General features: G+C 26.7%; 20 protein-coding genes and 1 tRNA gene. 5 read left to right on the forward strand and 16 right to left on the reverse strand.

What is annotated here, in order from left to right; all coding sequences use genetic code 11:
* The 8 genes from purF to surE all read right to left on the reverse strand — a co-directional run bounded on the left by purF (window position 1) and on the right by surE (window position 11,124).
* Complete coding sequence (purF, locus tag DM817_RS02315; RefSeq protein WP_113738417.1) at window positions 1-1,443, reverse strand: amidophosphoribosyltransferase; 1,443 nt, start codon at window positions 1,441-1,443, stop codon at window positions 1-3.
* 47 nt (window positions 1,444-1,490) lie between these two features.
* Window positions 1,491-2,219: a phosphoribosylaminoimidazolesuccinocarboxamide synthase gene (gene purC / locus DM817_RS02320; protein WP_113738575.1), complete on the reverse strand. Its 729-nt coding sequence runs from the start codon at window positions 2,217-2,219 to the stop codon at window positions 1,491-1,493.
* A 2-nt stretch (window positions 2,220-2,221) separates the two neighbouring features.
* Complete coding sequence (gene purE / locus DM817_RS02325) at window positions 2,222-2,710, reverse strand: 5-(carboxyamino)imidazole ribonucleotide mutase (protein ID WP_113738418.1); 489 nt, start codon at window positions 2,708-2,710, stop codon at window positions 2,222-2,224.
* Window positions 2,711-2,719: 9 nt separating this feature from the next.
* Complete coding sequence (locus DM817_RS02330) at window positions 2,720-6,445, reverse strand: phosphoribosylformylglycinamidine synthase (protein WP_113738419.1); 3,726 nt, start codon at window positions 6,443-6,445, stop codon at window positions 2,720-2,722.
* A gap of 49 nt (window positions 6,446-6,494) precedes the next feature.
* Window positions 6,495-7,928, reverse strand: a complete 1,434-nt coding sequence (purB, locus tag DM817_RS02335) for an adenylosuccinate lyase (RefSeq protein WP_113738420.1) — start codon at window positions 7,926-7,928, stop codon at window positions 6,495-6,497.
* Between the two features lie 36 nt (window positions 7,929-7,964).
* Complete coding sequence (locus DM817_RS02340; protein WP_113738421.1) at window positions 7,965-9,269, reverse strand: adenylosuccinate synthase; 1,305 nt, start codon at window positions 9,267-9,269, stop codon at window positions 7,965-7,967.
* Window positions 9,270-9,333: 64 nt separating this feature from the next.
* Window positions 9,334-10,308: a Holliday junction branch migration DNA helicase RuvB gene (gene ruvB / locus DM817_RS02345; RefSeq protein ID WP_113738422.1), complete on the reverse strand. Its 975-nt coding sequence runs from the start codon at window positions 10,306-10,308 to the stop codon at window positions 9,334-9,336.
* Between the two features lie 18 nt (window positions 10,309-10,326).
* Complete coding sequence (surE, locus tag DM817_RS02350; RefSeq protein WP_113738423.1) at window positions 10,327-11,124, reverse strand: 5'/3'-nucleotidase SurE; 798 nt, start codon at window positions 11,122-11,124, stop codon at window positions 10,327-10,329.
* A 56-nt stretch (window positions 11,125-11,180) separates the two neighbouring features.
* Between surE and DM817_RS02355 the strand changes: the two genes are divergently transcribed.
* Entirely contained in the window at window positions 11,181-13,277 is a 2,097-nt protein-coding gene (locus DM817_RS02355) for a carboxy terminal-processing peptidase (RefSeq protein ID WP_113738424.1), read from the forward strand.
* A gap of 41 nt (window positions 13,278-13,318) precedes the next feature.
* On the opposite strand, the gene gyrA is transcribed toward DM817_RS02355, so the two are convergent.
* Together gyrA and aroB are read right to left on the reverse strand one after the other, a co-directional pair.
* Window positions 13,319-15,760 carry a DNA gyrase subunit A gene (gene gyrA, locus DM817_RS02360; RefSeq protein ID WP_113738425.1) on the reverse strand — a complete coding sequence of 814 codons (2,442 nt, stop codon included), beginning with the start codon at window positions 15,758-15,760 and terminating at the stop codon, window positions 13,319-13,321.
* Window positions 15,761-15,854: 94 nt separating this feature from the next.
* Window positions 15,855-16,919: a 3-dehydroquinate synthase gene (aroB, locus tag DM817_RS02365; protein WP_113738426.1), complete on the reverse strand. Its 1,065-nt coding sequence runs from the start codon at window positions 16,917-16,919 to the stop codon at window positions 15,855-15,857.
* Window positions 16,920-17,257: 338 nt separating this feature from the next.
* Here aroB and DM817_RS02370 point away from each other — a divergent pair, with 338 nt between their 5' ends.
* On the forward strand, window positions 17,258-17,911 hold the full coding sequence (locus tag DM817_RS02370) for a DedA family protein (protein ID WP_113738427.1): 654 nt from the start codon (window positions 17,258-17,260) through the stop codon (window positions 17,909-17,911).
* Window positions 17,912-17,920: 9 nt separating this feature from the next.
* Here DM817_RS02370 and DM817_RS02375 read toward each other — a convergent pair whose 3' ends face one another.
* Genes DM817_RS02375 through DM817_RS02385 form a run of 3 tightly spaced genes read right to left on the reverse strand, consistent with a single transcriptional unit; the run spans window position 17,921 to window position 19,946 of the window.
* A complete protein-coding gene (locus DM817_RS02375; RefSeq protein ID WP_113738428.1) occupies window positions 17,921-18,367 on the reverse strand; it encodes a nucleoside deaminase in 447 nt (148 codons plus the stop codon).
* Window positions 18,368-18,380: 13 nt separating this feature from the next.
* Window positions 18,381-19,007 carry a 50S ribosomal protein L25 gene (locus DM817_RS02380; protein WP_113738429.1) on the reverse strand — a complete coding sequence of 209 codons (627 nt, stop codon included), beginning with the start codon at window positions 19,005-19,007 and terminating at the stop codon, window positions 18,381-18,383.
* Window positions 19,008-19,013: 6 nt separating this feature from the next.
* Window positions 19,014-19,946, reverse strand: a complete 933-nt coding sequence (locus DM817_RS02385; RefSeq protein ID WP_113738430.1) for a ribose-phosphate pyrophosphokinase — start codon at window positions 19,944-19,946, stop codon at window positions 19,014-19,016.
* A gap of 35 nt (window positions 19,947-19,981) precedes the next feature.
* Here DM817_RS02385 and DM817_RS02390 point away from each other — a divergent pair, with 35 nt between their 5' ends.
* Complete coding sequence (locus DM817_RS02390) at window positions 19,982-20,776, forward strand: thymidylate synthase (protein WP_113738431.1); 795 nt, start codon at window positions 19,982-19,984, stop codon at window positions 20,774-20,776.
* 15 nt (window positions 20,777-20,791) lie between these two features.
* On the opposite strand, the gene DM817_RS02395 is transcribed toward DM817_RS02390, so the two are convergent.
* Window positions 20,792-22,720 (reverse strand): aspartate kinase, encoded by a 1,929-nt coding sequence (locus tag DM817_RS02395; RefSeq protein ID WP_113738432.1) that lies wholly within the window; start codon window positions 22,718-22,720, stop codon window positions 20,792-20,794.
* 358 nt (window positions 22,721-23,078) lie between these two features.
* On the opposite strand from DM817_RS02395, the gene DM817_RS02400 reads away from it, so the two are divergent.
* Together DM817_RS02400 and ureC are read left to right on the forward strand one after the other, a co-directional pair.
* Entirely contained in the window at window positions 23,079-23,708 is a 630-nt protein-coding gene (locus DM817_RS02400; RefSeq protein ID WP_113738576.1) for an urease subunit gamma, read from the forward strand.
* The gene (gene ureC / locus DM817_RS02405) at window positions 23,705-25,411 is read left to right on the forward strand and encodes an urease subunit alpha (RefSeq protein ID WP_113738433.1); all 1,707 of its coding nucleotides are present in this window, start codon (window positions 23,705-23,707) and stop codon (window positions 25,409-25,411) included. The genes DM817_RS02400 and ureC overlap by 4 nt, the downstream gene beginning before the upstream one ends.
* Window positions 25,412-25,436: 25 nt before the next feature.
* Here ureC and DM817_RS02410 read toward each other — a convergent pair.
* Together DM817_RS02410 and DM817_RS02415 are read right to left on the reverse strand one after the other, a co-directional pair.
* A tRNA-Leu gene (locus DM817_RS02410) sits at window positions 25,437-25,519 on the reverse strand.
* A 127-nt stretch (window positions 25,520-25,646) separates the two neighbouring features.
* A complete protein-coding gene (locus DM817_RS02415; RefSeq protein WP_113738434.1) occupies window positions 25,647-26,072 on the reverse strand; it encodes a deoxycytidylate deaminase in 426 nt (141 codons plus the stop codon).
* Window positions 26,073-26,077: the final 5 nt, after the last annotated feature.

The raw sequence follows: 26,077 nt of genomic DNA on the forward strand, positions 1-26,077 counted from the left end.
CTATAATATACAATCATTTTTTTTATGAATGGGATAATTTCCAGTAAAACAACCGAAACAGTAATTCTTACTTCCAAGAATATCGATTAAATTAGCCATACTTAAAAATTCTAAACTATCTACATCTAAAAACTTAGCTATATTTTCCTTATCTATATTGAATGAAATTAGATCTTTTTGAGTAGGAGTATCTATCCCTAAATAACATGGAGCTATAATAGGTGGAGAAGCACTTCTAAAATGAATTTCTTTTGCTCCTGATTTTCTTAAAATATAAACTAATCTACGGCTCGTAGTCCCACGAACAATCGAGTCATCAATAATGACAATACGTTTCCCTCTAATTTCATTTAAAATAGAATTTAGTTTTAAATTCACCATTTTTTCACGCATTTCTTGTTTTGGTAAAATAAAAGATCTTCCAATATATTTATTTTTCACTAAAATGGGTTTGAAAGGGATTCCGGATGCTTTGGAATATCCAATAGATGCTGGTACACCAGAATCTGGGACCCCAATAACGACATCAGCTTCTACTGGATGTTGTTCATAAAGAACTTCTCCACTTTTTTCACGAACTGCATAAACGTTTATATTTTCAATGAAAGAATCAGGACGGGAAAAATAAATATATTCAAAGGAACATATTCTTCGTTTTGTATACCTTTTTTTTCTAAGAAGATAAAATTGAATGGATTTTTGATCGACAATAGCTATTTCTCCTGGAAATAAATCTCTTACATAATATCCCCCTACAGAATCTATTCCACAAGTTTCAGAACTAAATATATAAGTTTTTTCATTAAGCATCCCATAACATAAAGGTCTAATTCCATTTGGATCTCTAAAAGCAGCAATTTTATTATCCATAAGAACTATTACAGAATATGCTCCTTGAATATCAAAAGTTGTTTTTTGAATAGCTATTTTTAGGTCATTATCATATTCTGATAAATATTTTTGTATTAAACGTAAAATTACTTCGGAATCCGAATCAGATGATATAAATGTAATTCCTTTCGATTCTAGATTTTTCCGAATTGTTTTAGCATTTATTAAATTTCCATTATGGACAATAGAAATGATACTTTTACCATAGATATCTTCTCCAAAGAATGGTTGAATATTTTTTTGGCTTTGTCCTCCTTCTGTAGAATATCGTGTATGTCCAATAACCGCATTTCCATGATAACATTCAGAATTCGAAATTTTTCTAAATGAATCTAAAACAAGACCTTCACTTTTATGAGATAAAATAAATCCATCTCGTAAAACAGAAAAACCACATGCTTCTTGACCTCGGTGTTGTAAGGCAAATAAACCAAACTGAATGAGAGAAAATGTATCTATTTTATGAGTAGAATAAATTCCAAAAACTCCGCATTCCTCATGAAATTTATCATAATAATTTTTTTTCTCTAGAATAGGAAATAATTGAGACATCCTCTTTTTTTTTTCTGGAAAAAGAAAATATTTGTCCCTTAAATGGATTAACCTGCATTGAGCCTTTTTAATATTTCCATATAAGTATCTATTACCTCTTCCTTATCATTAAATTCATTTCTAAATCTGTCTTTATCAAGTTTTTTCATTGTTTTTTTATCCCAAAGACGACATGTATCAGGACTAATTTCATCAGAAAGTAAAATTTGATTTTTTTTATTTTTTCCAAATTCTATTTTAAAATCTACCAATATAATATTTTTATCTAAAAAATATTTTTTCAGAATATTGTTAATATTTGAGACAATTCGATTAACTTTATTTAATTCTTCATAAGCAATTAGATCTAAGAATACAGCATGATGGTGGTTTAACCATGGATCTTTTAATCCATCATTCTTGTAAAATATTTCAATAATTGGATTATCTATAGTCATCCCTTCTTTTATATCTAAACGTCTAGAAAGATTTCCAGCAACAATATTTCGAACTACAAATTCTAATGGAAACATATCCACCTTATGACATAATTGTTCTCGATTATTTATCTTACGAATAAAATGATTTTTTACTCCATAATCTTTAAGAAATTTAAATATTAATGTTGTTATTTCATTATTTAAAATTCCTTTATCATGTAATAATTCCTTTTTTAATCCATCTAAAGAAGTTATACTATCTTTATAATGAATAATAATTTCATCTGGATTATCTGTAGAATAGATTTTTTTTGTTTTTCCTTCTAATAAATACTTTTTTTTAGTTATACTGCTCATAATCATAAATATTTATCTATTTCATTCATTAATTTTTCTTTTTTTTTCATTCGAAATTTTAATAATAATTTTTTTATTTCGTTATATTTTATAGCTAATATATGAACGGATAATAAAGCCGCGTTGTATGCATTATTGATTCCTACTGTAGCAACAGGAACATCTTTAGGCATTTGAACAATAGAAAAAAGAGCGTCAATTCCACCTAATAATCCATTATTAGCATAAAGAGGAACTCCTATAACGGGTATAATAGTTCTTGAAGCTATTATTCCAGGTAAATGAGCAGATAAACCAGATCCTGCAATAATAATTTCCACACCTTCTTCTAAAGATTCTATTTTTTTTATTGTTTTTGATAATATATCTGGTAAACGATGTGCAGATATAACATAAGTTTGGTTTTTTATATTAAATATATTTAGTATATCTTCCGATATTTTCATCGTTGGTTTATCAGATATACTTCCACAAAATATAGCTACTTTCATATAATTTTTTTATAAAAAATATTGCACAGCATTTCTAAAAATAGAATGCTCTTTAATATCAGGTATATTTTTTAATAATCCATTATTATAACGCTCCGGATGAGTCATTCTTCCATAAATTTTTCCATTATGACTTAATAATCCTTCTACTGCTCCAATAGATCCATTTGGATTAAAAGGAAAATCCATAGTAGGATTTCCTTTTAAATCTACATATAAAGCAGCTATTTGATTTTTTCTTAATAAAATATTAATCATTTTTTCACTAGAATAAAACCGCCCTTCACTATGAGAGACGGGAATAGTATATACTTTATTTTTCATTCCTTTTAACCATGGAGATTGATCAGAAATAACTTTTATATGAACACATTGAGATATATGTTTTCCTATTTCATTATAGGTAAGTGTTGGAGATTTATGATTCCGCAAATTGATTTTACCGTCAGGTAATAAACTAGATTTTATCAAGGCCTGAAATCCATTACAGATACCTAAAATTAATCCATCATGATCAAGAAAATATTCAATAGAATCTTTGATATAGGGATTATGTAACATAGACGTTATAAATTTTGCAGAACCATCTGGTTCATCTCCAGCACTAAATCCTCCACAAAGCATAAATATTTGTACAGATTTTATATATTTTACCATTTTAGATATGGATTGAATAAGATCTTGATCTCTTAAATTTCTCAATACAAAAGTTTTTATTATTGCTCCTTCTTTTTCAAAAGCATGAATTGATTCAAATTCACAATTTGTTCCAGGAAATATTGGAATAAATACACGTGGTATTCCTTTTTTAATTGATTTACATTTTAATGTAATTTTTTTATGGAATTTTATACTTTTTCGTAGTATATGTTTTTTAGGATATTTGAGATCTCGATTATTATGATTTATAGAATATATAGGAGTTAAAGTTTTTATCCAATTTTCGATGGATTCATCTATATCAATAGTAATACCATTAAAATTTAAATTTTGAGATGCAACCACTTCTCCTATTAAGATGAAATCTTCTGAAAGTGAAGATGAGGATTCTATAATTAATGAACCTATATTTGTTTCAAGTAAATGATTATTATATTGAATAACAACACCTAAACGATTTCCAAAAGACATTTTTGCAATAGCAATGGAAATCCCTCCATCTTTTATAGTTTTCACAGACACTATTTTACCGGAACAAATCCCTTCATAAACTTTATCATATGCCTTTTTCAGAGAATCGAAATCTGGCATTTCATTTTTTAATGGTTTATGATGATATAAGTATATTCTATTTCCTATTTTTTTAAATTCAGGTGATATAATATTCCAACAGGAACCTATGCTTACTCCAAAGGCTATTAATGTTGGTGGAACGTGGATATTTTTATATGATCCCGACATGCTATCTTTTCCTCCAATAGAAGCTAATTCAAAAGCCATTTGTGCATGATAAGCTCCTAATAAAGAAGCAAATGGTTTCCCCCAATTTTTTGGATTTTTTCCTAATTTTTGATAATATTCTTGAAAACTAAAATAAGTATTTTTATAATTACCTCCCATAGAAACAATTTTAGAAACACACTCTACTATCGCATAAGCCCCTCCATGAAGAGGACTCCAAGTAGATATATTTGGATGAAACCCCCAAGATGCTAAACTTACTGTTGTTGTTTCTCCATTTAAAACAGGAATTTTTTGTACACTTCCTTCAGATGGCGTCATTTGATACTTTCCTCCAAAAGGCATCAATATAGTCCCCCCACCTATAGTACTATCAAACATTTCTACTAAACTTTTTTGAGATGCAATATTTAATTTAGAAATATTTTTTAAGAAAGTTTTTTTATTAAAAGTAATTTTTTGGGATTTTTTAAAAGGAGAAATAGAAGTTGGAGAACTTACCTGAACAATTTTTTTTTTATGAGATCCTCCTGTATTTAAAAAAGAACTTTTTAAGTTAAATATTTCTTTATTTTTATGATAAAAAATTATACGTTCATTATCCGTAATCCTAGCTATAGGAATGGATAGAATATTTTCTTCATGAGATAAATTAATAAACTTTTTTACATCATAGGGATTTAAAACAACAGCCATACGTTCTTGAGATTCTGAAAGTGCTATTTCTATAGAATCTAAAGATGTATTTTTTATTGGTATTTTATCTAAATAAAGGATCGAACTATTACTCAATTCCCCTATAGCTACTGAAGCTCCTCCTGCACCAAAATCATTGCATTTTTTGATCAAAGATATGGCTGCTTTTTTTCTAAAAAATCTTTGAATTTGTCGTTCTATTATTGGATTTCCTTTTTGTACTTGAATATTGTAAGATGTATTTTTGAAATTATATTCATATTTCTTAGAAGACTCCGTTGCTCCTCCTATTCCATCTCTTCCTGTTAATCCACCAATTAACAAAATAATATCTCCTTTTTTGGGATTTTTTTGTTTTACATAATCTACTGGAACGGCTCCAATAACCATTCCGACTTCCATCCTTTTAGCTTTATAACCTTTATGATATATTTCATGTATATGAGTAGTAGCCACTCCAACTTGATTTCCATAAGAACTATACCCATTAGCCGCTTCACGGCATATTTTTCTTTGCTCTATTTTTCCATTTAATGTTTTTGTTTTAGTTGGATCATCCGCACCACTTAATCGAATAGATTGATAAACAAAAGCTCTACCAGATAATGGATCACGAATTGCTCCACCTATACAAGTAGAAGCACCTCCAAACGGATCAATTTCTGTAGGATGATTGTGGGTTTCGTTTTTAAATAAAAGATACCATTTTTCCTTTTTTTTTCCTATAATATCTACGTCAATTCTCATTATACAAGAATTACGTTCATTAGAAAATACATAGTTTTTCAATTTTCCTTTTTTAGAAAGAATTTGAGAAGGAAGATTAGATAAATCCATCAAATTTATAGGATCTTTTGATCTTCCTATTGAATCACGATCTTTTAAATATTTGTTAAAAATATTTTGATAGGTCTCTTTCAATATTCCATCAAAAGTGATATCTACCAATGTAGTCAAAAAAGTTCTATGTCGACAATGATCAGACCAATAAGCATCTAAAATCCGTAATTCTTCTTCTTTAGGATCACGATTTTCTTCAAAAAAGTATTTTTGAATAAACAGTAAATCCTTTATTTCTATAGAAAAATTCCATTTTTTATGAATTTTTTTGATTTCTTCATGAGTAAAATGAATAAATCCTTCTAGGATTTTCATCTTTTTTTCTACATATTTTATATTAGAAAAATATGGAGGAATCATTTCTTTAAGATTTTTTTCCTTACAAATATTTGGATTTATGCAATATTTTTTGATTTTAATAATATCATTTTTTTGATTATTCAATCCTATTAATTCAATTAATTTCCCTGTTTTTATAAAAACTGTAGATATAGGATCTATAACTTTTAGACATTGCATAGCCGCTTCTGCACGTTGATCATATTTTCCTGGTAAATATTCTATAGAAAAATATGGATTTTTTAAATGTAATTTTTTACGATAAATATCTGTGACAGGATCCACAAAAATTTTATATAAACTATCTATAAAAACTTCTTGTTTTATTTGAAATATATCGTATATATGATAAATAATAACTTCAGATAACGATATATTCATATCATTTAATTCTTGATATAATTTTCTAGAATAAATGTCGAAAAAATTTTTCTTTTGTATATAAATCCTTAAATTCATTAAAAAAATAGAATTAGAATATTATTTATGATATAAAAATAGAATTTTTCTAAATTTTAAGATTTCTATTTGAATTTGAATTTATCAAACGATGAAATCGATCCAAAATAGGATTTACTTTTTTATCAATAAATTCTAAAGATTGATCTGAAGAAAAACCTATAAAATTTTTAGGATCAAGCATTTTATTTAATTCTTTTTCATTAATCGGTATTTTTTCATCGTTTAAAATACGTTTTATAAAATCATTTTCTTTACCTTCTAATTTCATTTTAGAATTAGTTTTCATAGAATGAATTCGTAGTCTTTCATGGATTTCTTGTCTATCTGCTCCATTTTTTACGCTTTTTACAATAATAGATTCAGTAATTAAAAATGGAAGTTCTTGATAGATATTTTTTTCTATCATTTTAGGATATACTACAATATTTTCTAATACATGATTCCAAATCATTAAAATAGCATCTGTAGCTAAGAAAGATTGTGCAATCACCAATCTTCTATTTGCTGAATCATCTAAAGTACGTTCTAACCATTGAGTGGCTGCTACCATAGCTGAACTATTTGATAGAGAAATTACATATTTAGCTAAAGAGGCCATCCGTTCACTAAGGATTGGATTTCGTTTATATGCCATAGCACTGGATCCAATTTGTTCTTTATTAAATGGTTCTTCCATTTCTTTCAAATTTTGTAATAAACGTAAATCATTACTAAACTTATGAGAAGATTGAGAAATATTGGATAATAAATTTAAGATTTGTGCATCTACTTTTCTATCATAAGTTTGACCAGTAACAGGAAAAATTTTTTGAAATCCAAATTGTTGGGATAATTTTTTTTCCAGATATTTTACTTTTTTTAAATTTCCATTAAATAATTCTTTGAAACTAGCAGCTGTTCCTACAGTTCCTTTTACTCCTCTGAAACATAGATTTTGGAATCTAAATTCCAATTCTTCTATGTCCATTAGGATACTTTGTATCCACAAAGAAGAACGTTTTCCAACAGTAGTTAACTGAGCCGGTTGATAATGAGTAAATGCCAAAGTAGGAGTATTATGATATTCTAAGGTCAAATTTCTAAGACGAAAAAGAACATTAATTAATTTATTAAGGATAATTTTTAATCCATCACGTAGGAGAATAAGATCCGTATTGTCTCCTAAAAAAGCACTTGTAGCACCTAAATGAATAATTGGTTTTGCTATAGTCGCTTTTTCTCCAAGTGCATATAAATGAGCTATTACATCATGATGAAATTTTTTTTCATAGAAAGAAACTCTATTCCAATCAATATCATCTAAATGTTTTTTTAAATCATTAATTTGTTCTTCCTTAATATTTAAACCTAATTTTTTTTGGCATTCTGCTAAAGATAGCCAAAGTTTTCTCCATGTAGTAAATTTTTTTTCGGGAGAAAAATTATACAACATTTCTTGACTACTGTATCGTTCTACTAAAGGATTTTTATATTCTTTCACAAAAGAATCATTTTTATAATAAATGGCAATATTTTTCTAAGAAAAAATTTTCAAAAAAGAAGATTTATTTTTAATAATATTTTGACTTCTTTCAGATCCTACAGAAATTAATACAATATCTAAATTTAAATAACTTTCTATAAAGTTAACATATTTCTTGCAATTTTTAGGCAAATCCTCATATTCATGTATATGAGAAATATCTTTTTTCCAACCAGGAAAATCTATATAAATAGCTTCTATTTCTTTTTCTTCCAATTCTATATTAGATGGAAAATATTGTATATTTTTTCCATGAATTTGATATTTTACACATACTTTAATTAATTCTAATTCACTTAAAACATCCAATTTTGTAATGATTAAATAATTAATTCCATTAATCATACAGGAATATTTTAGAGATAAAAGATCTAACCATCCACATCTTCTTGACCGTTTGGTAGTTGAACCATATTCATTACCTTTTTTACGTATGATATCGCTCATTTTATTCCTAATCTCTGTAGGAAATGGGCCATATCCTACACGTGTACAGTAAGCTTTTGCTATTCCTATAAAATTTTTCAAAAAATTAGGAGGAATCCCAGTTCCTGTACATACCCCACCTGTAGAAGTTGAAGAAGGTGTTACATATGGATATGTTCCATAATTTATATCTAATAACATAGCTTGAGCCCCTTCAAATAAAATTTTCTTTTTTTTATGAAAAGCATAATGAATTTCATGTACAGAATCAATAATACGAGGAGAAAGAATCTTAGCATATTCGATATATTCTTCATATATTGATTTAAAATAAATAGGATTTTTTTTATATACTTTTGTAATAATCTTATTTTTATAATCTACGTTATCCTTTAATTTTTTATGAAATACTTTGAAATTCAAAAAATCTAATAAACGGATTCCTATACGGGCTATTTTATCTTCATAAGTAGGACCAATTCCACGATGTGTAGTTCCAATAGATCTAGAACCTAAAGCTTCTTCTTTATATTCATCTAGTAATCGATGATAAGGCATGGTTAGATGTGCACGTTTTGCCAAAAAAACTCTAGAGGTATTTATTCCGATAGATTCTATTTTTTTAAATTCTTGAATCAAGGATTTAGGGTCAATAACCATTCCAGGTCCTATAATACATTTAATAGCAGGATTAACTACTCCAGATGGAATTAAATGAAGAATAAAATAACGATTATTAATATGAATAGAATGACCCGAATTATTTCCTCCTTGATAACGAATTACATAATCTGAATTTTTAGAAAGTAAATCTGTTATTTTACCTTTTCCCTCGTCACCCCATTGGAGACCAACAATAACATTTGAAGGCATGATTTTTTACAATTTTATACTTTTTCTACAAAGTTAGTTTTTTATAAATAGATAATAAAAAAATCTAAATTTTTTTATTATTGCAAATAGGGCGTTTAAGATGTTGATAAGCTAACTTTGTTGCTATTCTCCCTCTAGGTGTTCTTATTAAATATCCTTCTTGAATAAGAAAAGGTTCATAAACCTCTTCTATTGTATCGGAATTTTCATTTACAGCTGTTGCTATATTATTAATTCCAACAGGCCCTCCTTTAAAGGAATCAATAATAGATGTAAGAATTCTATTATCCATTTCATCTAATCCATATTTATCTACATTAAGGGATTTTAATCCTAAATCACATATGTTACTATCTATAATTCCATCCCCTTTTATTTGAGCAAAATCACGAATTCTACGAAGTAAAGAATTAGCTATCCGTGGAGTTCCACGACTTCTAGTGGCTATTTCATAAGAAGATTCTTCGGTTATTGGAATGTTTAATATTTTTGCACTACGTTCTATAATTATTTTTAATAATTCTTTTTGATAATAAGTTAAACGTAAATTAATTCCAAATCTAGAACGCATAGGTGCTGTCAATAATCCAGATCTTGTTGTTGCTCCTATTAAAGTAAAAGGAGATAAATCAATTTGTACTGATCGTGCATTAGATCCCGAATCTATTATAATATCAATTTTATAATTTTCCATAGCAGAATACAAATATTCTTCAACTATAGGAGAAAGACGATGAATTTCGTCTATAAATAGAACATCGTTCAAATTTAAATGAATAAGTATACCCGCTAAATCACCTGGTTTATCTAAAACGGATCCTGAAGTTACAGATATATTAACGCCCAATTCATTAGCAACAATATGAGAAAGAGTAGTTTTTCCTAATCCTGGAGGACCATGAAAAAGAATATGATCTAAGGATTCTTTTCTTTTTTTAGCAGCTTGAATAAAAATTTTTAAATTTTCTAAAATATCACATTGCCCAACAAATTCTTGAATTTTTTTTGGATTTAAAGTTACTTCTAAAATAGGTGACACTATATATAAATTTTTTATTCATAATAGAGTATCCAAAAAAATAAATAATAATATCAAATTCCATGATTTCAAAATATTTAAAATTGGATAATCTGTTAAATCAAATTTTATAGGAACAATAGAAACGTATCCATTTTTTAAGGCCCATTCATCTGTATCCGATTTTTTATCAAAATTAATAAAATCTCCAATTAGCCAATAATAAGTTCTTCCTTTTGGGTTATAACGTTTATCAAAACTTTCTTTCCATTTAGATTCTGCCTGCCTGCATATTTTCATTCCTTTTATTTTTTTTTTTGGAATATTTACATTAAGACTAATACCCCCTTTTGGGATAGGATTATAAAGAATTTTTTTTACAATTTTACATACATATTTTTTTGCTGGTTCAAAATCTGCATTCCAATCAAAATCCAAAAGAGAGAAACCAACAGAAGGGATCCCCTCAATTCCAGCTTCTATTACTGCAGAAATTGTTCCAGAATACATAATATTTATGGAAGAATTCGATCCATGATTAATTCCAGAAACACAAATATCAGGTTTTCTTGGAAGTATATTACTAATAGCTAATTTTACACAATCAACAGGAGTCCCTGAACATTCCCATTCTTTTTGACATCCATTGTCTATTCGTACAGAATCACAATATAAAATGGTATCCATAGTTATGGCATGCCCTATTCCAGATTGAGGTTTATTTGGAGCAACAACATAAACTTCTCCTAAAGAATTCATAAAATTAACAAGAGCTCGAATACCTGGAGCTATAATTCCATCATCGTTAGTCACTAAAATAATTGGTTTATTTTTCATTTTTTCATAAAGGATATAAATATTTGTAATTTTATTATTTATTAATCAGTATCAGAATGATTGTAGATTTTAAATTTAAAAATATAATAATTGGTTTTATTTTTACTTTTTTATTAAGTTTTTGTTCTCCAAAAGGAGAAGTAGAAAATCATAGTATTATACTAAAAAAAATATACAAAATACTTTATTTTTTACATCCTAGTCCTATTAAAATTAATAATGATTTTTCTAAAAAAGTATATAAAAAATATTTTGAAAATTTAGATTTTCAAAAACGTTTTTTTCTGAAAAAAGATCTAGAATATCTATCTTACTATAGAGAAAAAATAGATGATTATTGGATCAATGGTGACCCGATATTTTTTAATATGACAATAAATCGTTTTGATCAAAGAATCAAAGAAGTAGAAAATTTTTGTTTTAAAATTTTAAAAAAACCTTTTGATTTCAATAAAAAAGAAATATTTGTTCCTGGAGAATATAAATATTTTTATCCTAAAAATAAAGAAGAATGGATAGAAGAATGGAGAAAATATTTAAAATATTTAACTCTTATGGAAATAGTAACTTCAATAAATACAAAGAAAAATTTTTGTAAAAATTACAAAAAGAATATTTGGAAGAATCTATTTATTCATAAAGAAAAAAAATCAAGAAAAAAAGTGGAAGAGGATATCCGTGAATATTTAAGAAAATTAAAAATGAAAAAAAAAATAGACTGGTTTTCTATGTACGTAAATACTATTATATCTCATTATGATCCTCATACTATTTATTTTTCTACTAAAGAAAAGGAAAATTTTGATTTAAATATATCTGGTAAAACAGAAGGAATTGGTGCTGAATTGCAAGATTATAAAGGTTATGCAACTGTTGTAAAACTTATCGTTGGTGGACCTGCATGGAAAAGTAAAAGGATAGATATAGGAGATAAAATTATTCGAGTAGCAAAAAATCTAAATTCAGAATCTAAAAATATTATAGGAATGTTATTAGAAAATTCCGTTCGTCTTATAAGAGGGAAAAAAGGAAGTAAAGTAAAATTAACAATTCAAAAAAAAAATGGTTCTATAGAAGAAGTTATCATTATTAGGGATATAATTGAAAAAGAAGAAATTTTCGCAAAAAGTGTCATATTATTGGATAATAATAAAAATAAATATGGTTTAATTCATTTGCCAGAATTTTATTTTAATCCTGAAAATAAAAATGGAAGAAATGCAGCTCAAGATATGAAAAAAATTATTCAAAAATTAAAAAAAGAAAAAATTAAAGGTCTTCTTATTGATATAAGAAACAATGGAGGAGGATCTTTAGATACTGTTGTTCAAATTTCAGGTTTTTTTTTAGGAAAAGTTCCAATAGTACAAGTAAAACTATCTTCTGGAAAAAAGAAGATCATCAAAAATAATGAGGATAATATCCTTTGGAAAGGGCCTCTCGTTATTCTTGTCAACGAATTATCTGCTTCTGCATCAGAAATACTAGCGGCTACTATAGTAGATTATAAAAGAGGGATCATTGTTGGTAGCGATCAAACATACGGTAAAGGGACTGTTCAAACATTTTATCCATTAAACTCATTTTTATTTTCTAATAATGAATTGGGTACTTTAAAATTTACTATGAATAAATTTTATCGCGTAAATGGAAGTTCTACTCAATTAAAAGGCGTAAATTCAGATATAGTTATCCCAAATAATAATATTTCTTTTTCCATAAAAAAAATGGAAAAAGAAAAACCTAACTCCATGAGATGGGATCGTATTGATTCTATTCCTTATAAACCTTGGAAAGGGAAAGTAGATTTGGAAAAAATAAAGTTAAAAAGCCTAAATCGTTTGAAAAAACATCAGGATATAAATACTATCTATAAAACTATACAATTATTCGAAAAAAAATTTATAAAACAAAGAAATTTTTCTTTAAATTGGAAAGATTTTTATTATGATAATTTAAAAATAAAAAAAAGAAACGAAGCCTTTCAAAAGTTAAAAGATTACTTAAATATATATGGATTAAAAGCTTATACTCCATCTTACAAAATTATTTCAAAATATAAATCGGAAAAAAAAGAGTGGAAAAATAATTTATTGAAAGATTTTCATATAGCAGAATGTGTAAATATTTTACGAGATTTTAATGAAAATTAATAAAAAAAAATCATCTGGATCCTTTACATGTTTTATAGAAATTAAATGACCTGTTTTTTATCAATTTTTTCTACATCAGCAATTTCATCCTTCTCTTTGAGATAGATTAATCTTACACCTTGTGTAGCCCTACCCATCACTCTTATATCCGATATTGGAATACGGATGATTATTCCAGACTTTTTAATAATCATTAAATCATCTGGATCCTTTACATGTTTTATAGAAATTAAATGACCTGTTTTTTTAGTAATATTTATGGTTTTTATCCCTTTTCCTCCACGATTAGTAATTCGATAATCTTTGATATTTGATCTTTTTCCAAATCCTTTATCCGAAACTACTAAAACATTTCCTTTTTCCTCTTCTTCTACGCATATCATTCCAATTACAATATCATATTTTTTTAAATTTATCCCTATTACTCCAGAAGAAGTTCTTCCAGTTTTACGAACATTATTCTCTGAAAAACGAATAATTCTTCCACTTTTTACAGCAATCAAAACATGACTTTTACCCTTAGTTAGGATTGCTTCTAATAAGGAATCTCCCTCTCGAATGAGAATAGCCTTTATTCCATCTTTTCTAGGACGTGAATAGTTCTCTAAAGAAGTTTTTTTAATAATTCCTTTTTTAGTAACCATCATAACATAATGATTCTGAACATATTTTGTATCTTTAAGATCTCTAGTTAATATATAGGCATTTACTTTATCATCTTTTTGTATCTGAATCATATTTTGTATAGCTCTTCCTTTAGAAATTTTTGATCCTTCTGGTATTTCATAGACTCTTAACCAAAAACATTTCCCTTTTTCTGTAAAAAAAAGTAGATATTGATGATTAGTAGCAATGAGAAGATGATTTAAAAAATCTGATTCTCTAGTACTAGCCCCTCTATTCCCTACTCCTCCTCTTCCTTGACATTTGTATTCAGATAAAGAAGTCCTTTTTATATATCCAGCATGAGAGATAGTCAGTACTACCTGTTCGTCATCAATAAGATCTTCTATATGTACTTCATTTCCTAAGTAATCGATTTTTGTTCTACGTCCATCTTGATATTTTTCTTTGATATATAAAAGTTCTTTTTTAATAATTTGCATTCTGATAGAATGTTTTAATAAAACATTTTCCAAATGTTCTATATTTTTGACTAATTCTTCATATTCTCTTTTAATTTTATTAATTTCTAAAGAAGTAAGACTTTGCAAGCGAAGATCTAAAATAGATTTAGATTGATTTTTAGATAGTCTAAATTTTTTAATGAGTCTATCACAAGCTTCATGATGATCTTTAGATTTTTTGATTAATTCAATCATTTTATCTAAATGATCTAATATTTTTAAAAAGCCCATCAAAGTATGAACTCTATCTTTATATTTTTTTAATTCGTATTGAGTACGACGAATAATAACATCCTGACGATGATCTACAAAATGTTTTATCAGATCTTTAATATTTAGTTTAACTGGTTTTCCATTAACTAATGCAATATTATTAACATTAAAGTAAGTTTGTAAAGAAGTATATTTGAATAAATTATTCAATAATACATTAGAATTTGTATTTTGTTTTAGCATATATACTATGCGTAATCCATTCCTATCAGATTCATCACGAATTTGATAGATCCCATCCATCTTACCTTCTTTGATTAACTCTACAGTTCTATTAATCATTTCTGATTTATTTACTTGATAAGGAATTTCATCTACAATGATACATTTTCTCCCCTGAATTTCTTCAAAATGAACTTTTGCGCGTAATACAATACGGCCTTTTCCAGTATGAAATGCTTTCTTGACTCCATCGTATCCATAAATAATTCCTCCTGTAGGAAAATCTGGAGCTTTAATATATTCTATTATTTTTTCTATAGATATATTATTATCATCAATATAAGCGCAAATTGCTTTAATAGTTTCTTTTAAATTATGAGGTGGAATATTGGTAGCCATTCCTACGGCTATTCCAGAAGAGCCATTAATTAAAAGATTGGGGATTCGGGTAGGTAATACCGTAGGTTCTTCTAGAGAATCATCAAAATTAAGTTTCATATCCACCGTATCTTTTTTTATATCCGATAACATTTCTTCAGATATTTTTTTCATTCTAACTTCCGTATAACGCATTGCTGCAGGTGGATCCGCATCTAATGATCCGAAATTACCTTGTCCATCTATTAAAGGATAACGAAGTATCCATTTTTGAGACATACGAACCATAGTATCATAAACAGAAATATCTCCATGTGGATGGTATTTCCCTAGTACTTCTCCAACAATACGAGCCGATTTTTTATAAGTATTTTTAGAAAAAATTCCTAATTGGAACATTCCATATAGAACTCTCCTATGTACAGGTTTTAATCCATCTCTTGCATCAGGAAGAGCTCTGGATACAATAACAGACATAGAATAGTCTATGTAAGAAGATTTCATTTCGTCTTCAATATTAATAGGAATTAATTTTTCTCCCATTTTATATAGTTGTATTATTTAGCTTCAGTATAATTAAAGGAATATCGATACTTAATATAAAAAATATTAATCAATTAAGAAAAAAAATAAATGTTTATTTTTTTTGTAAAAAACTTTCTTTGATTAAAGAATAAGGAACTTGACAGTTGTAAGAACAAATTCCTATTTTTTTTAATAAAGAAAATTGAATTTTATTTTTATCATTTTTTTTATCATGTTCCATAATAAAAAAAATTTGATCAAATTCTGAATTATATATTTTTTTAATTGGATACAATCTAGAAAGATTCGATTTTATTTCTTGATAATCATTTATAGATAATCCATTTATTTTGTAAGAAATCCAAGATTCATATATCATTCCCATAGCGATCGCTATACCATGTAAAAGTTTTTCTTTTTTAGAATCTAGAAAATAACTCTCTAAAGCATGACCGATAGTATGTCCAAAATTAAGAATTTTCCTTAATCCTTTTTCTTTAGGATCTTTTTCTACAATTTTATTTTTTATCAATATAGATTGATAGATTAAATCTTTCCATTTATTTTGATCCTTATTTATTTGGTATTTTTTCATATCAATCCAAAAATTTTCATCTGCTATTAACCCATGTTTAAACATCTCTGCCATTCCTGAAATAAATTCTTTTTCAGGAAGAGTTTTTAAAAAAAAAGGATCAATGATTAAAAATTCTGGACAATAGAAAGAACCTATTTCATTTTTAATAGATTCTAAATTAATTCCAGTTTTATATCCTATAGATGCATCTACCATACCTAATAACGTTGTAGGAATATTAATAAACCGAATTCCTCTTTTAAACACAGAGGCAATAAATCCACCAATATCTGTAATAACTCCCCCTCCTAAATTAATAATTAAACTATTTCTAGTTGCCTTAAAATTTTCCAAATATTTCCATATTTGAATACATGTATAAATATTTTTTTCTTTTTCTCCTGGTTTAATTTGAATAATGTTAGATTTTTCTAAACAATTTATATGATGGAAAAGAATTGGAAGACAATGAATATAGGTACAATAATCTACTAGAATAAATGTATTTTTGATGGAATCAATATGATGAAGTAGATAATTTTCTAATTTTTGATAAGCTTCTTCATTAAAAAATATAATTTTTTTATTATCACAAAACATAACAATAAAATCGTTTTTTTATACTTGATACAACAAAATTAACCAATTTATTAATAGGAATAAAGATTATTATAATCCAGATCAATCCATAAAGTTTTTTAATCAATAAAGTAAAATATTTTGTATAACCAATAAGTTATAAAGATAAAAAAAACGATTATGAAAAATATATTTGGACCCCATCCTAAAATATTAATAAATTTGAATAAAAATTCCATAAAAAAAATATCATGTTTTTCATTAAAAATAAATATTTTAAACTTTTATTGAAAGAAAAGAAATGGAAATATTTTATTTTTCTTTAAAGTTTATAAGAATATTATATTCAACATAATAAAATGTCAGATATTTGGGATTTTTTTCAGCATTTATTCAATCCTAGATGGATTTTTTTCTATTTTGGAAATACAGCTTTATTTATTCTTTTAGCCATTGTTTTTGCAGAAACAGGGTTTTTTATCGGTTTTTTTTTACCAGGAGATTCCTTATTATTCACTGCTGGAATATTCGGAGAAAATTTATGCAAAAATTTTTATAATGTTCCATTTTTCGTAATTATTTTAATTGTTGCATGTGTTGCTGTACTTGGTAATATACAAGGATATTGGCTTGGATATAAATCTGGAAATTTTTTGTATAAAAAGAAAGATTCCTTTTTTTTTAAGAAAAAACATCTTATCATAGCAAAATTATTTTATAATAAATATAAAACAACGGCACTTATCATGAGTCGTTTTCTTCCAATACTTCGTACTTTTGCCCCAATTGTAGCTGGGGCAATACGTATTAACTTTAAAAAATTTATGATTTATAATATTATTGGAGCTCTTGCTTGGACTTTTTCGATCATGTTAGCTGGGCATTACCTAGACAAAAGGTTCCCAGAATTAAAAAATCATCTGGAATGGATTATTTTGTTGATTGTTTTAATGACTACATTACCAATATTACTTAAATTAAAAATAAGAAAAAAGAAAAAAATACTTCTATAACTTACCTACCTAAAATTGATGAATTCTTTTCAAGAAAAAAAATTTTTTTAGAAGATGACTACATTGATTTTTCATAATTCCAGATAAAAATTTTGTTTTTGGATGTAATTTTATCCCTGTATATAAAAATCCTATTTTATAATTTTTTGCTCCACAAACTACTCTCCCAATTTGAGATAAAAATAAGGCACCTGCACACATAATACAGGGTTCGATAGTTACATATAAAGTGCATTCTCGGATATATTTTTCCCCTAAATAATTAGATGCTAAGTGAATCCCTAACATTTCTGCATGTGCGGTGATATCACCTAAAGTTTCGGTTAAATTATGAGCTCTAGCTATGACTATATTTTTATAGGTAATTGCAACTCCTATAGGAACTTCCTTTTCGTGAAAAGCAATCAAAGCTTCTTCAAGAGCAATTTTCATAAAATCAAGATCTCTTATTATCATTAGAATCAAAACTTTATTTCTTTATATTCTTTTTTTTATTTTCTTCTTGAGATTCTTTTTTATTACTGATAGGATCCGTTTTTTTTTCTTCAGTAGCAGTAATACGAGAGTGTTTTACTCTAGCTATAAGAGTATTTTTAGGATGTAAAATGGTATATCCTTTTGGATATATATCTTTCACTGTAATTTTTTCTCCTATATCTAAATGGCTAATATCCAATTTTATATATTCTGGAAAAAAAGAAGGAATAGCTTTTATTTTTAATTTTCTAATCGTAGAATCATATTCTCCTCCTTTAGAAACCCCAATAGGTCTTCCAAAAGTTTTTACAGGAATTTCTAATATAATAGATTTTTTTTTATCAATTTTCCAAAAATCAGCATGCAATATTTTTTCACTAATAGGATCGAATTGAATTTCTTTTTGAACTGCATTTATATTTTTTCCTTCTATTTGAATGTTAACCCAATGTATTTTTGATGTATATACTAAATTTTTGAAACTTTCTAATGAAGTAGAAAATGGAATGTTAATATTTTTTCCATATAAAATACAAGGAACTTCTCCGGAAGATCGAATTGATTCAATCTCTTTTTTTCCTATATTTCGTTTTTTTCCGTATATATTTATATATTGCATATTAAATTAAATTATAAATTTTTTACTTATAGATTCGTCATTATGTACAGATTTCATGACTTCTGCAAAAAGTGGTGCACAGGATAATATCTTTATTTTATATAGTTTATTTATTATTGGGATAGAATCAGTAATCACCAATTCTTCAAGATCTGAATTTCTTATTTTTTCATATGAATTTCCTGATAAAACTGGATGAGTTGCTATAGCACGTACACTTTTAGCTCCTTTTTTTTTGATTAAATTTGCTGCTTCTGTTAAAGTTCCAGCTGTATCTACCATATCATCTATGAGTATGATATTTTTTTCTTTCACATTTCCAATAAGATTCATAAATTCTATTTCATTTGCTTTTTTTCTTTCTTTATAACAGATAACGACATCTGTTCCTAAATAACCAGCATAACTCCTAGCTCTTTTGGCACCTCCCATATCTGGAGAAGCAATGGTTAATTGGTCCATATTTAATTTTCTAATATAATCAATAAATATTCTAGATGCATACAAATGATCTACAGGAATATCAAAAAATCCCTGAATTTGATCTGCATGAAGATCCATAGTCATAACTCTAGTAGCTCCTGAAGCAACCATTAAATTAGCTACAAGTTTTGCTGCAATAGGAGTTCTTGGTTTATCTTTATGATCTTGTCGGGCCCATCCAAAATAGGGGACAACAAGTGTTATATTATGAGCAGATGCCCTACGTGCTGCATCACACATTAAAAGTAATTCCATCAAATTATCTACTGGAGGGAAAGTAGATCCAATCAAAAAAACTCTTGATCCACGAACAGATTGTTCAAAACATGGGGTATATTCTCTATCACTAAATTCCAAAAAACGAATTTTACCAAGTAAATTACCATAATAATAGGCTATTTTTTCTGATAGTTTTAATCCACTTCTTGTAGAAAAGAAGAGTACCTTTTGATTCATAATTATATTTTTTTATGCAAAAATACTTTTTAAAGATGAAACAATATTTAAATTTATTAAGAAACGTATTAAAAAATGGAATAAATAAAATGGATCGTACTGGTATAGGTACGAAAAGCATATTTGGATATCAGATGAAATTTGATTTGAAAAAAGGATTTCCTCTTTTAACTACCAAAAAATTAAATATACGGTCTATTATCTATGAATTATTATGGTTTTTGAAAGGAGATACAAATATAAAGTATTTAAAAAAAAATAAAGTATCTATTTGGAATGAATGGGCTGATAAAAATGGAGATCTAGGTCCAATATATGGATTACAATGGCGTAAATGGCCTACTTATGATGGTCATTATATTGATCAGATAGTTAATCTTATAGAAGAAATAAAATTAAATCCTAATTCAAGACGTTTAATAGTTTCTTCTTGGAATGTAGGAATGATTCCAAATATGGCATTACCTCCCTGTCATTTACTTTTTCAATTTTATGTTTATGAAAAAAAATTATCGTTGCAATTATATCAAAGAAGTGCAGATATTTTTCTTGGATTACCTTTTAATATAGCTTCTTATGCTCTATTTCTTACTATGATAGCTAGAACGCTAAATTTTAGAGAAAAAGAATTAATTCACACTATAGGAGATGCCCATGTATATAATAATCATATAGAACAAATTCAACTTCAAATCCGTCGTACCCCAAAACCATTGCCAAAAATTATTTTAAATTCTTCTGTTAAAAATATTTTTCAATTTAATTTCGAAGACTTTGAATTAAAAAATTACCATCCTGATCCTCATATCAAAGGTAACGTAGCTATTTGATCCGTTTTTTAGTAACTAATTTTGAAAATAATCGTAATGATTGGACATAGATATATTTTTTATTTTTTCTGAATTTAAAAAAATAACATCTATTTTTTTTATTTTATCTCCAATGTTTATAAGATCGTTAATAGTGCTAATAACTGGAATATATACTCCTACATTTGTTTTGAATAAAAATGGATATTTTAACAAATAGCTAGAAATCGTTTTTAATTTTTGATAATGATTATAATCAGAAGAACCAGTTATTTTTTCAATAGCTGTATTATCTAAAAATAAACTATTTCTTAAATTAAATTTCCATTTTTTTTCCATCAATGAATAGATCTTCATTTTAAGACCCTTTTTATTCATAAAATTGGATTTACATGGAGATAAATGGATTCCATTTTTATTATCAAAATATATTCTTTGAATATTATTTGATAATCCAATTATTCTCATTTTAAGTTTTAATTTTTCAAGAAAATAATTTTTTTTTTGATCTATTTTTTCAAGTAATTTATTTTCTACTTTTCCAACTCTACAAATAAAAAGATTAATTTGTTTTGGATTTTTTTCAAAAAAGGTTTCATGTAAGGTATTCAAAGCTTTTTTAAAATCTTTTTTTTGAATAACGGCTGATATATTTTTTTCCGTAGGACCTTGTGAAATAGCTCTTACCTTAATTCTATTTTTTCCTAAAGAAGAAAACATTTTTCCACTGGGGCCATGAATATTTTTCATATTGTATCCTACTAGAGCAATGATACAAAGATCATATTCTATTTTTAATGGATCGATATATTTTTGATATATTTCTTGAGAAAATTCACTATTTATTACCTTTTTTGCTTTAATGATATCCATTTCATGAATACCTGTGGTAATGAAATTTTCTGAAGAATTTTGGGTTATGAAAATTACATTTATTTTTTCACGTGATAAAACTTTAAATAAACGTTTTGAATACATTGATATACATATTATTAAACGAATTTTAAGAGTTAACAAAGCTAAATTCTGAATTCCAGAAATTCCAGTAACTGGTTGACGGTTTTTTGTTTTTTTGTTACTAATATGAATTAAAGTTCCTGGATCTATTGGATAAAAGGTATTTTTAATTTTTATAGGAATATTCTTTTTCATAGCTGGTTTTATCGTTGGAGGATAAATGACTTTTGCTCCAAAATGCGATAATTCCATTGCCTCTTCATAAGAAATTTCTTTTATAGGAAATGCTTGATGAACCATTTTTGGATTTGCTGTCATCATACCACTAACATCCGTCCATATTTCAAGTAAACTAGCAGATATAGCAGAAGCTAAAATAGCTGCAGTATAATCAGATCCTCCTCTTCCAAGAGTAGTTGTTTGGTTTTGAAAATTTGATCCTATGAACCCTGGTAAAACCACATATTCTGATTTTTCTTTACGAAAAAATTGAAGAATATGGTGATTACTTTTAATAAAATCTACTTTTGCACATCCAAATTTGGAGTCTGTAATAATTAAGTCCCTACTATCTTTGAAAATTGCATTTAATCCGGATTTTTTTAGTTTTTTTGCAATAAGAAAAGAAGAAAAAAGTTCACCAAAACTCATAATTTTATCTAAAGTACGTTTAGAAAGTTCTTTTACTTGAAAAATACCGTTACATAAACTTTCTAAATCATTGATATTTTTTTTTATCCAACTAATTAAATTACTTTGATAGTAGATAGGAAATAATTCTCTGATAATATGAAAATGCCTAATTTTTATTTTTTCTATAATATTTTTATAAACATTATTTCTTTCAGAAGCTAATTGACCACATTGGATTAATTGATCGGTTATATTTCCTAATGCTGATACCACGATCGCATATTTTCCTTTTGGTTTTTTTTCTAATAAAGAACAAATACGTTTTATGGAATCAGAATGAGCTACGGAACTCCCCCCAAATTTTAAAACTTGCATTTTTTAATGAATTAGTTAATAATTTTTACCTTTTATTTTAAATGTTAAAGATGATGACAAAAATAATGATAAAAAATAGGAGTAATTTTTTTTAAAAACTATTTGATTCATTTATAATTCCTATTTATTAAACTTTTTTTTCCATAAAAATATTCCATAAAATTAGAAAATATAAAATTCTCAAATACAATATATAATAAACATTTTTTTAATAAGGATTTTTATATTTTTAATAAAAATAGTGGAATTTGTATATGACTCTATTATTTTTTTTTTTTCAAAATGATAAATAAATATATTACTTTAAATTTGTAGAATGTTCGTTTTTTATAAATATGAATCAAAATATAAAAAAAGTATGCACTTAACTTTTTATGAAAAGGAAAAAATTATTCTACATATGGCTGGAGAATTAGCAAAAAAACGTTTAAAAAGAGGATTAAAATTGAATTATCCTGAATCTGTAGCTTTTATCACTCATTATGTTATGGAAGGTGCACGTGATGGAAAAACTGTGAAAGAACTTATGTATGAAGCTGGAAATATTCTTCACGATGGTCAAGTTATGGATGGAGTATATGAATTGCTTAATAATATTCAAATAGAAGCCACTTTTCCTGATGGTACAAAATTAGTAACTATACACAATCCTATTAAAAAAATACTTAAAAAAAAATCAAATTTTATTCCAGGACAATATGAACTTCTTCAAGATGATATTTTTTTATTACCTGGTAGATCTCGTATAAAAAGAATAGTTTCTAATACGGGAGATCGTCCTATACAAGTAGGATCTCATTTTCATTTTTATGAAACTAATATTGCTCTTCATTTTGATAGAAATGGAACTAAAGGATATAGACTCGATATTCCTTCTGGTAGGTCTATCCGTTTTGAACCAGGAGAAACAAAAGAAATTTTTTTGGTAAAAATAGGAGGTATAAAAAAAATTTATGGTTTTTCGGTAAAAGAAAATACGAAAATATGAAAAAAATAGATAGAGAATCTTATGCAAGTATGTATGGACCGACAAAAGGAGATAAAATTCGTTTAGGAGATACGTCTTTGTGGATTGAAATTGAAAAAGATTATACCATTTATGGAGATGAATGTATTTTTGGAGCAGGAAAAGTTATCCGAGATGGAATGGGACAACATCCATTAGCGACAAATAATGAAGGAGTTTTAGATTTAGTCTTAACTAATGCCATTATTATTGATTATTGGGGAATCGTAAAAGCAGATATTGGAATAAAAAATGGAGTAATTGTTGGTATTGGAAAAGCAGGAAATCCATATGTTATGGATGGAGTAACTCCAAATATGTATATTGGAGTGGGGACTGAAGTAATCTCTTCAGAAAAGATGATTGTGACAGCTGGAAGTGTAGATAGTCATGTTCATTTTATATGTCCTCAATTATTTGAAGTAGCATTAGAAAATGGAACAACCACTATTATTGGTGGGGGATCAGGTCCAACTACAGGAACTATAGCAACTAATTGTACTTCTGGAGTATGGAATATTCAAAGAATGTTAAAAAGTACAGATCACATTCCTATAAACTTTGTTTTTCTTGCGAGTGGGAGCAGTTCTAATCCTGAAGCTTTAATTGAACAAATCAAGGCTGGTGCAGGTGGATTAAAAATTCATGAAGATTGGGGAAGTACTCCATCTGTGATAGATCATTGTTTAGAAGTATCGGAAAAATTAGATGTACAAGTAAATATTCATACAGATTCCTTAAACGAATCAGGTTATGTCGAGGATACCTTAAAAATATTTCAAAATAGAACAATTCATACTTATCATACAGAAGGAGCTGGTGGGGGACATTCTCCTGATTTATTGAAAGTTATATCTTATTTTAATATTTTACCATCATCTACAAGTCCAACTATGCCTTATACTTATAACACTGTTGATGAGCATTTAGATATGTTAATGATATGTCATCATTTAGATTCTAATATTCCAGAAGATATTGCGTTTGCAAAATCACGTATTAGATCTGAAACGATTAGTGCAGAGGGGGTATTACATGACATAGGAGCTATTAGTATGATCAATTCTGATTCTCAAGCTATGGGAAGAATTGGAGAGATAATCAAACGTACTTGGCAGACTGCTGATAAAATGAAAAAACAGAGAGGATCTTTAAATAATGATTCTCATAAGAATGATAATTTTAGAGTAAAAAGATATATATCTAAATATACCATCAATCCTGCTATTACTCATGGGATTTCAGAGTATGTTGGATCAATTAATCTTGGAAAAATGGCAGATTTAGTTTTATGGAAACCTTCTTTTTTTGGAGTAAAACCGGAATTAGTAATCAAAAGTGGAATGATTGTATACGCAAGCATGGGAGATCCTAATGCTACTATTCCTACCCCTCAACCATTTATGTATCGTAAAATGTTTGGTTTTTTTGAACCAAAATTGAGTAGTCTTTTTATTTCAATACATGCGATAAACGATGGTTTCATAGAAAAAAATGAAATACAAAAGCGACTTAAGATAGTAAAAGGATGTCGTATTTTATCTAAAAAAGATATGATATTAAATGGAGAGACTCCAGATATAAAGATAGATCCAAAAACCTATAGCGTTTATATAGATGGAGAAAAAATAAGATCTAATCCATCGTATATGTTACCTCTTTCTCAAAGATATTTTTTATTCTAAATTTTATGAATAGATCATAAACAAATACCCAGAGCGGGATTCGAACCCGCATGATTTAAAATCACTGGATTTTGAGTCTAGCGCGTCTACCTATTCCGCCATCTGGATTCTTTGATATCTATTCAAAATATTGTTAGTCAATTTTTTTTGTCATTTTTTTATACATACTATAACTATATGATATTAAATTAACATAATAATATCAAAATAGTTCGTATGAATGATCGAATGATCTTTAATAAATAAGTTTATGTATTATAATTTTTGATTTTTTCAAAAAATTTAATCCCTCATTTTTTTCTGAATATTTATGTAAATATACCACTCTTTTAATTTTAGATTGATAAATCAATTTACTACATTCTTTGCATGGAGAATGTGTAATATATAAATACGAATCTTTACAAGATTTTGAAGAAAAAGCCATTTTTAATATAGCATTTGCTTCTGCATGTAAAACATACCATTTAGTTTTTCCATTTTGATCTTCACATATATTATCAAATCCACTTGGAGTTTCGTTATATCCATCGGATATAATCCGATTATTTTTTACTATAATAGCTCCTACTTTTTTATTTTTGCAATAAGATAATTTAGAACATTTTATGGCTTTATTCATATAAATTATGTCCTTTTTTTTATAAATTTCACAATTCATTATAA

Source organism: Blattabacterium clevelandi (assembly GCF_003268615.1).
Taxonomy (GTDB): domain Bacteria; phylum Bacteroidota; class Bacteroidia; order Flavobacteriales; family Blattabacteriaceae; genus Blattabacterium; species Blattabacterium clevelandi.

Bases quoted from the DNA above. Each gene is read 5' to 3' on its own strand.
- DM817_RS02340 (WP_113738421.1), bottom strand. From the start codon at position 9,269: ATGCCTTCAAATGTTATTGTTGGTCTCCAATGGGGTGACGAGGGAAAA.
- DM817_RS02355 (WP_113738424.1), top strand. From the start codon at position 11,181: ATGATTGTAGATTTTAAATTTAAAAATATAATAATTGGTTTTATTTTT.
- DM817_RS02390 (WP_113738431.1), top strand. From the start codon at position 19,982: ATGAAACAATATTTAAATTTATTAAGAAACGTATTAAAAAATGGAATA.
- DM817_RS02380 (WP_113738429.1), bottom strand. From the start codon at position 19,007: ATGCAATATATAAATATATACGGAAAAAAACGAAATATAGGAAAAAAA.
- DM817_RS02385 (WP_113738430.1), bottom strand. From the start codon at position 19,946: ATGAATCAAAAGGTACTCTTCTTTTCTACAAGAAGTGGATTAAAACTA.
- DM817_RS02400 (WP_113738576.1), top strand. From the start codon at position 23,079: ATGCACTTAACTTTTTATGAAAAGGAAAAAATTATTCTACATATGGCT.
- aroB (WP_113738426.1), bottom strand. From the start codon at position 16,919: ATGTTTTGTGATAATAAAAAAATTATATTTTTTAATGAAGAAGCTTAT.
- DM817_RS02330 (WP_113738419.1), bottom strand. From the start codon at position 6,445: ATGAATTTAAGGATTTATATACAAAAGAAAAATTTTTTCGACATTTAT.
- DM817_RS02395 (WP_113738432.1), bottom strand. From the start codon at position 22,720: ATGCAAGTTTTAAAATTTGGGGGGAGTTCCGTAGCTCATTCTGATTCC.
- purE (WP_113738418.1), bottom strand. From the start codon at position 2,710: ATGAAAGTAGCTATATTTTGTGGAAGTATATCTGATAAACCAACGATG.
- gyrA (WP_113738425.1), bottom strand. From the start codon at position 15,760: ATGGGAGAAAAATTAATTCCTATTAATATTGAAGACGAAATGAAATCT.
- DM817_RS02375 (WP_113738428.1), bottom strand. From the start codon at position 18,367: ATGATAATAAGAGATCTTGATTTTATGAAAATTGCTCTTGAAGAAGCT.
- purC (WP_113738575.1), bottom strand. From the start codon at position 2,219: ATGAGCAGTATAACTAAAAAAAAGTATTTATTAGAAGGAAAAACAAAA.
- surE (WP_113738423.1), bottom strand. From the start codon at position 11,124: ATGAAAAATAAACCAATTATTTTAGTGACTAACGATGATGGAATTATA.
- ureC (WP_113738433.1), top strand. From the start codon at position 23,705: ATGAAAAAAATAGATAGAGAATCTTATGCAAGTATGTATGGACCGACA.
- purF (WP_113738417.1), bottom strand. From the start codon at position 1,443: ATGTCTCAATTATTTCCTATTCTAGAGAAAAAAAATTATTATGATAAA.
- DM817_RS02415 (WP_113738434.1), bottom strand. From the start codon at position 26,072: ATGAATTGTGAAATTTATAAAAAAAAGGACATAATTTATATGAATAAA.
- DM817_RS02370 (WP_113738427.1), top strand. From the start codon at position 17,258: ATGTCAGATATTTGGGATTTTTTTCAGCATTTATTCAATCCTAGATGG.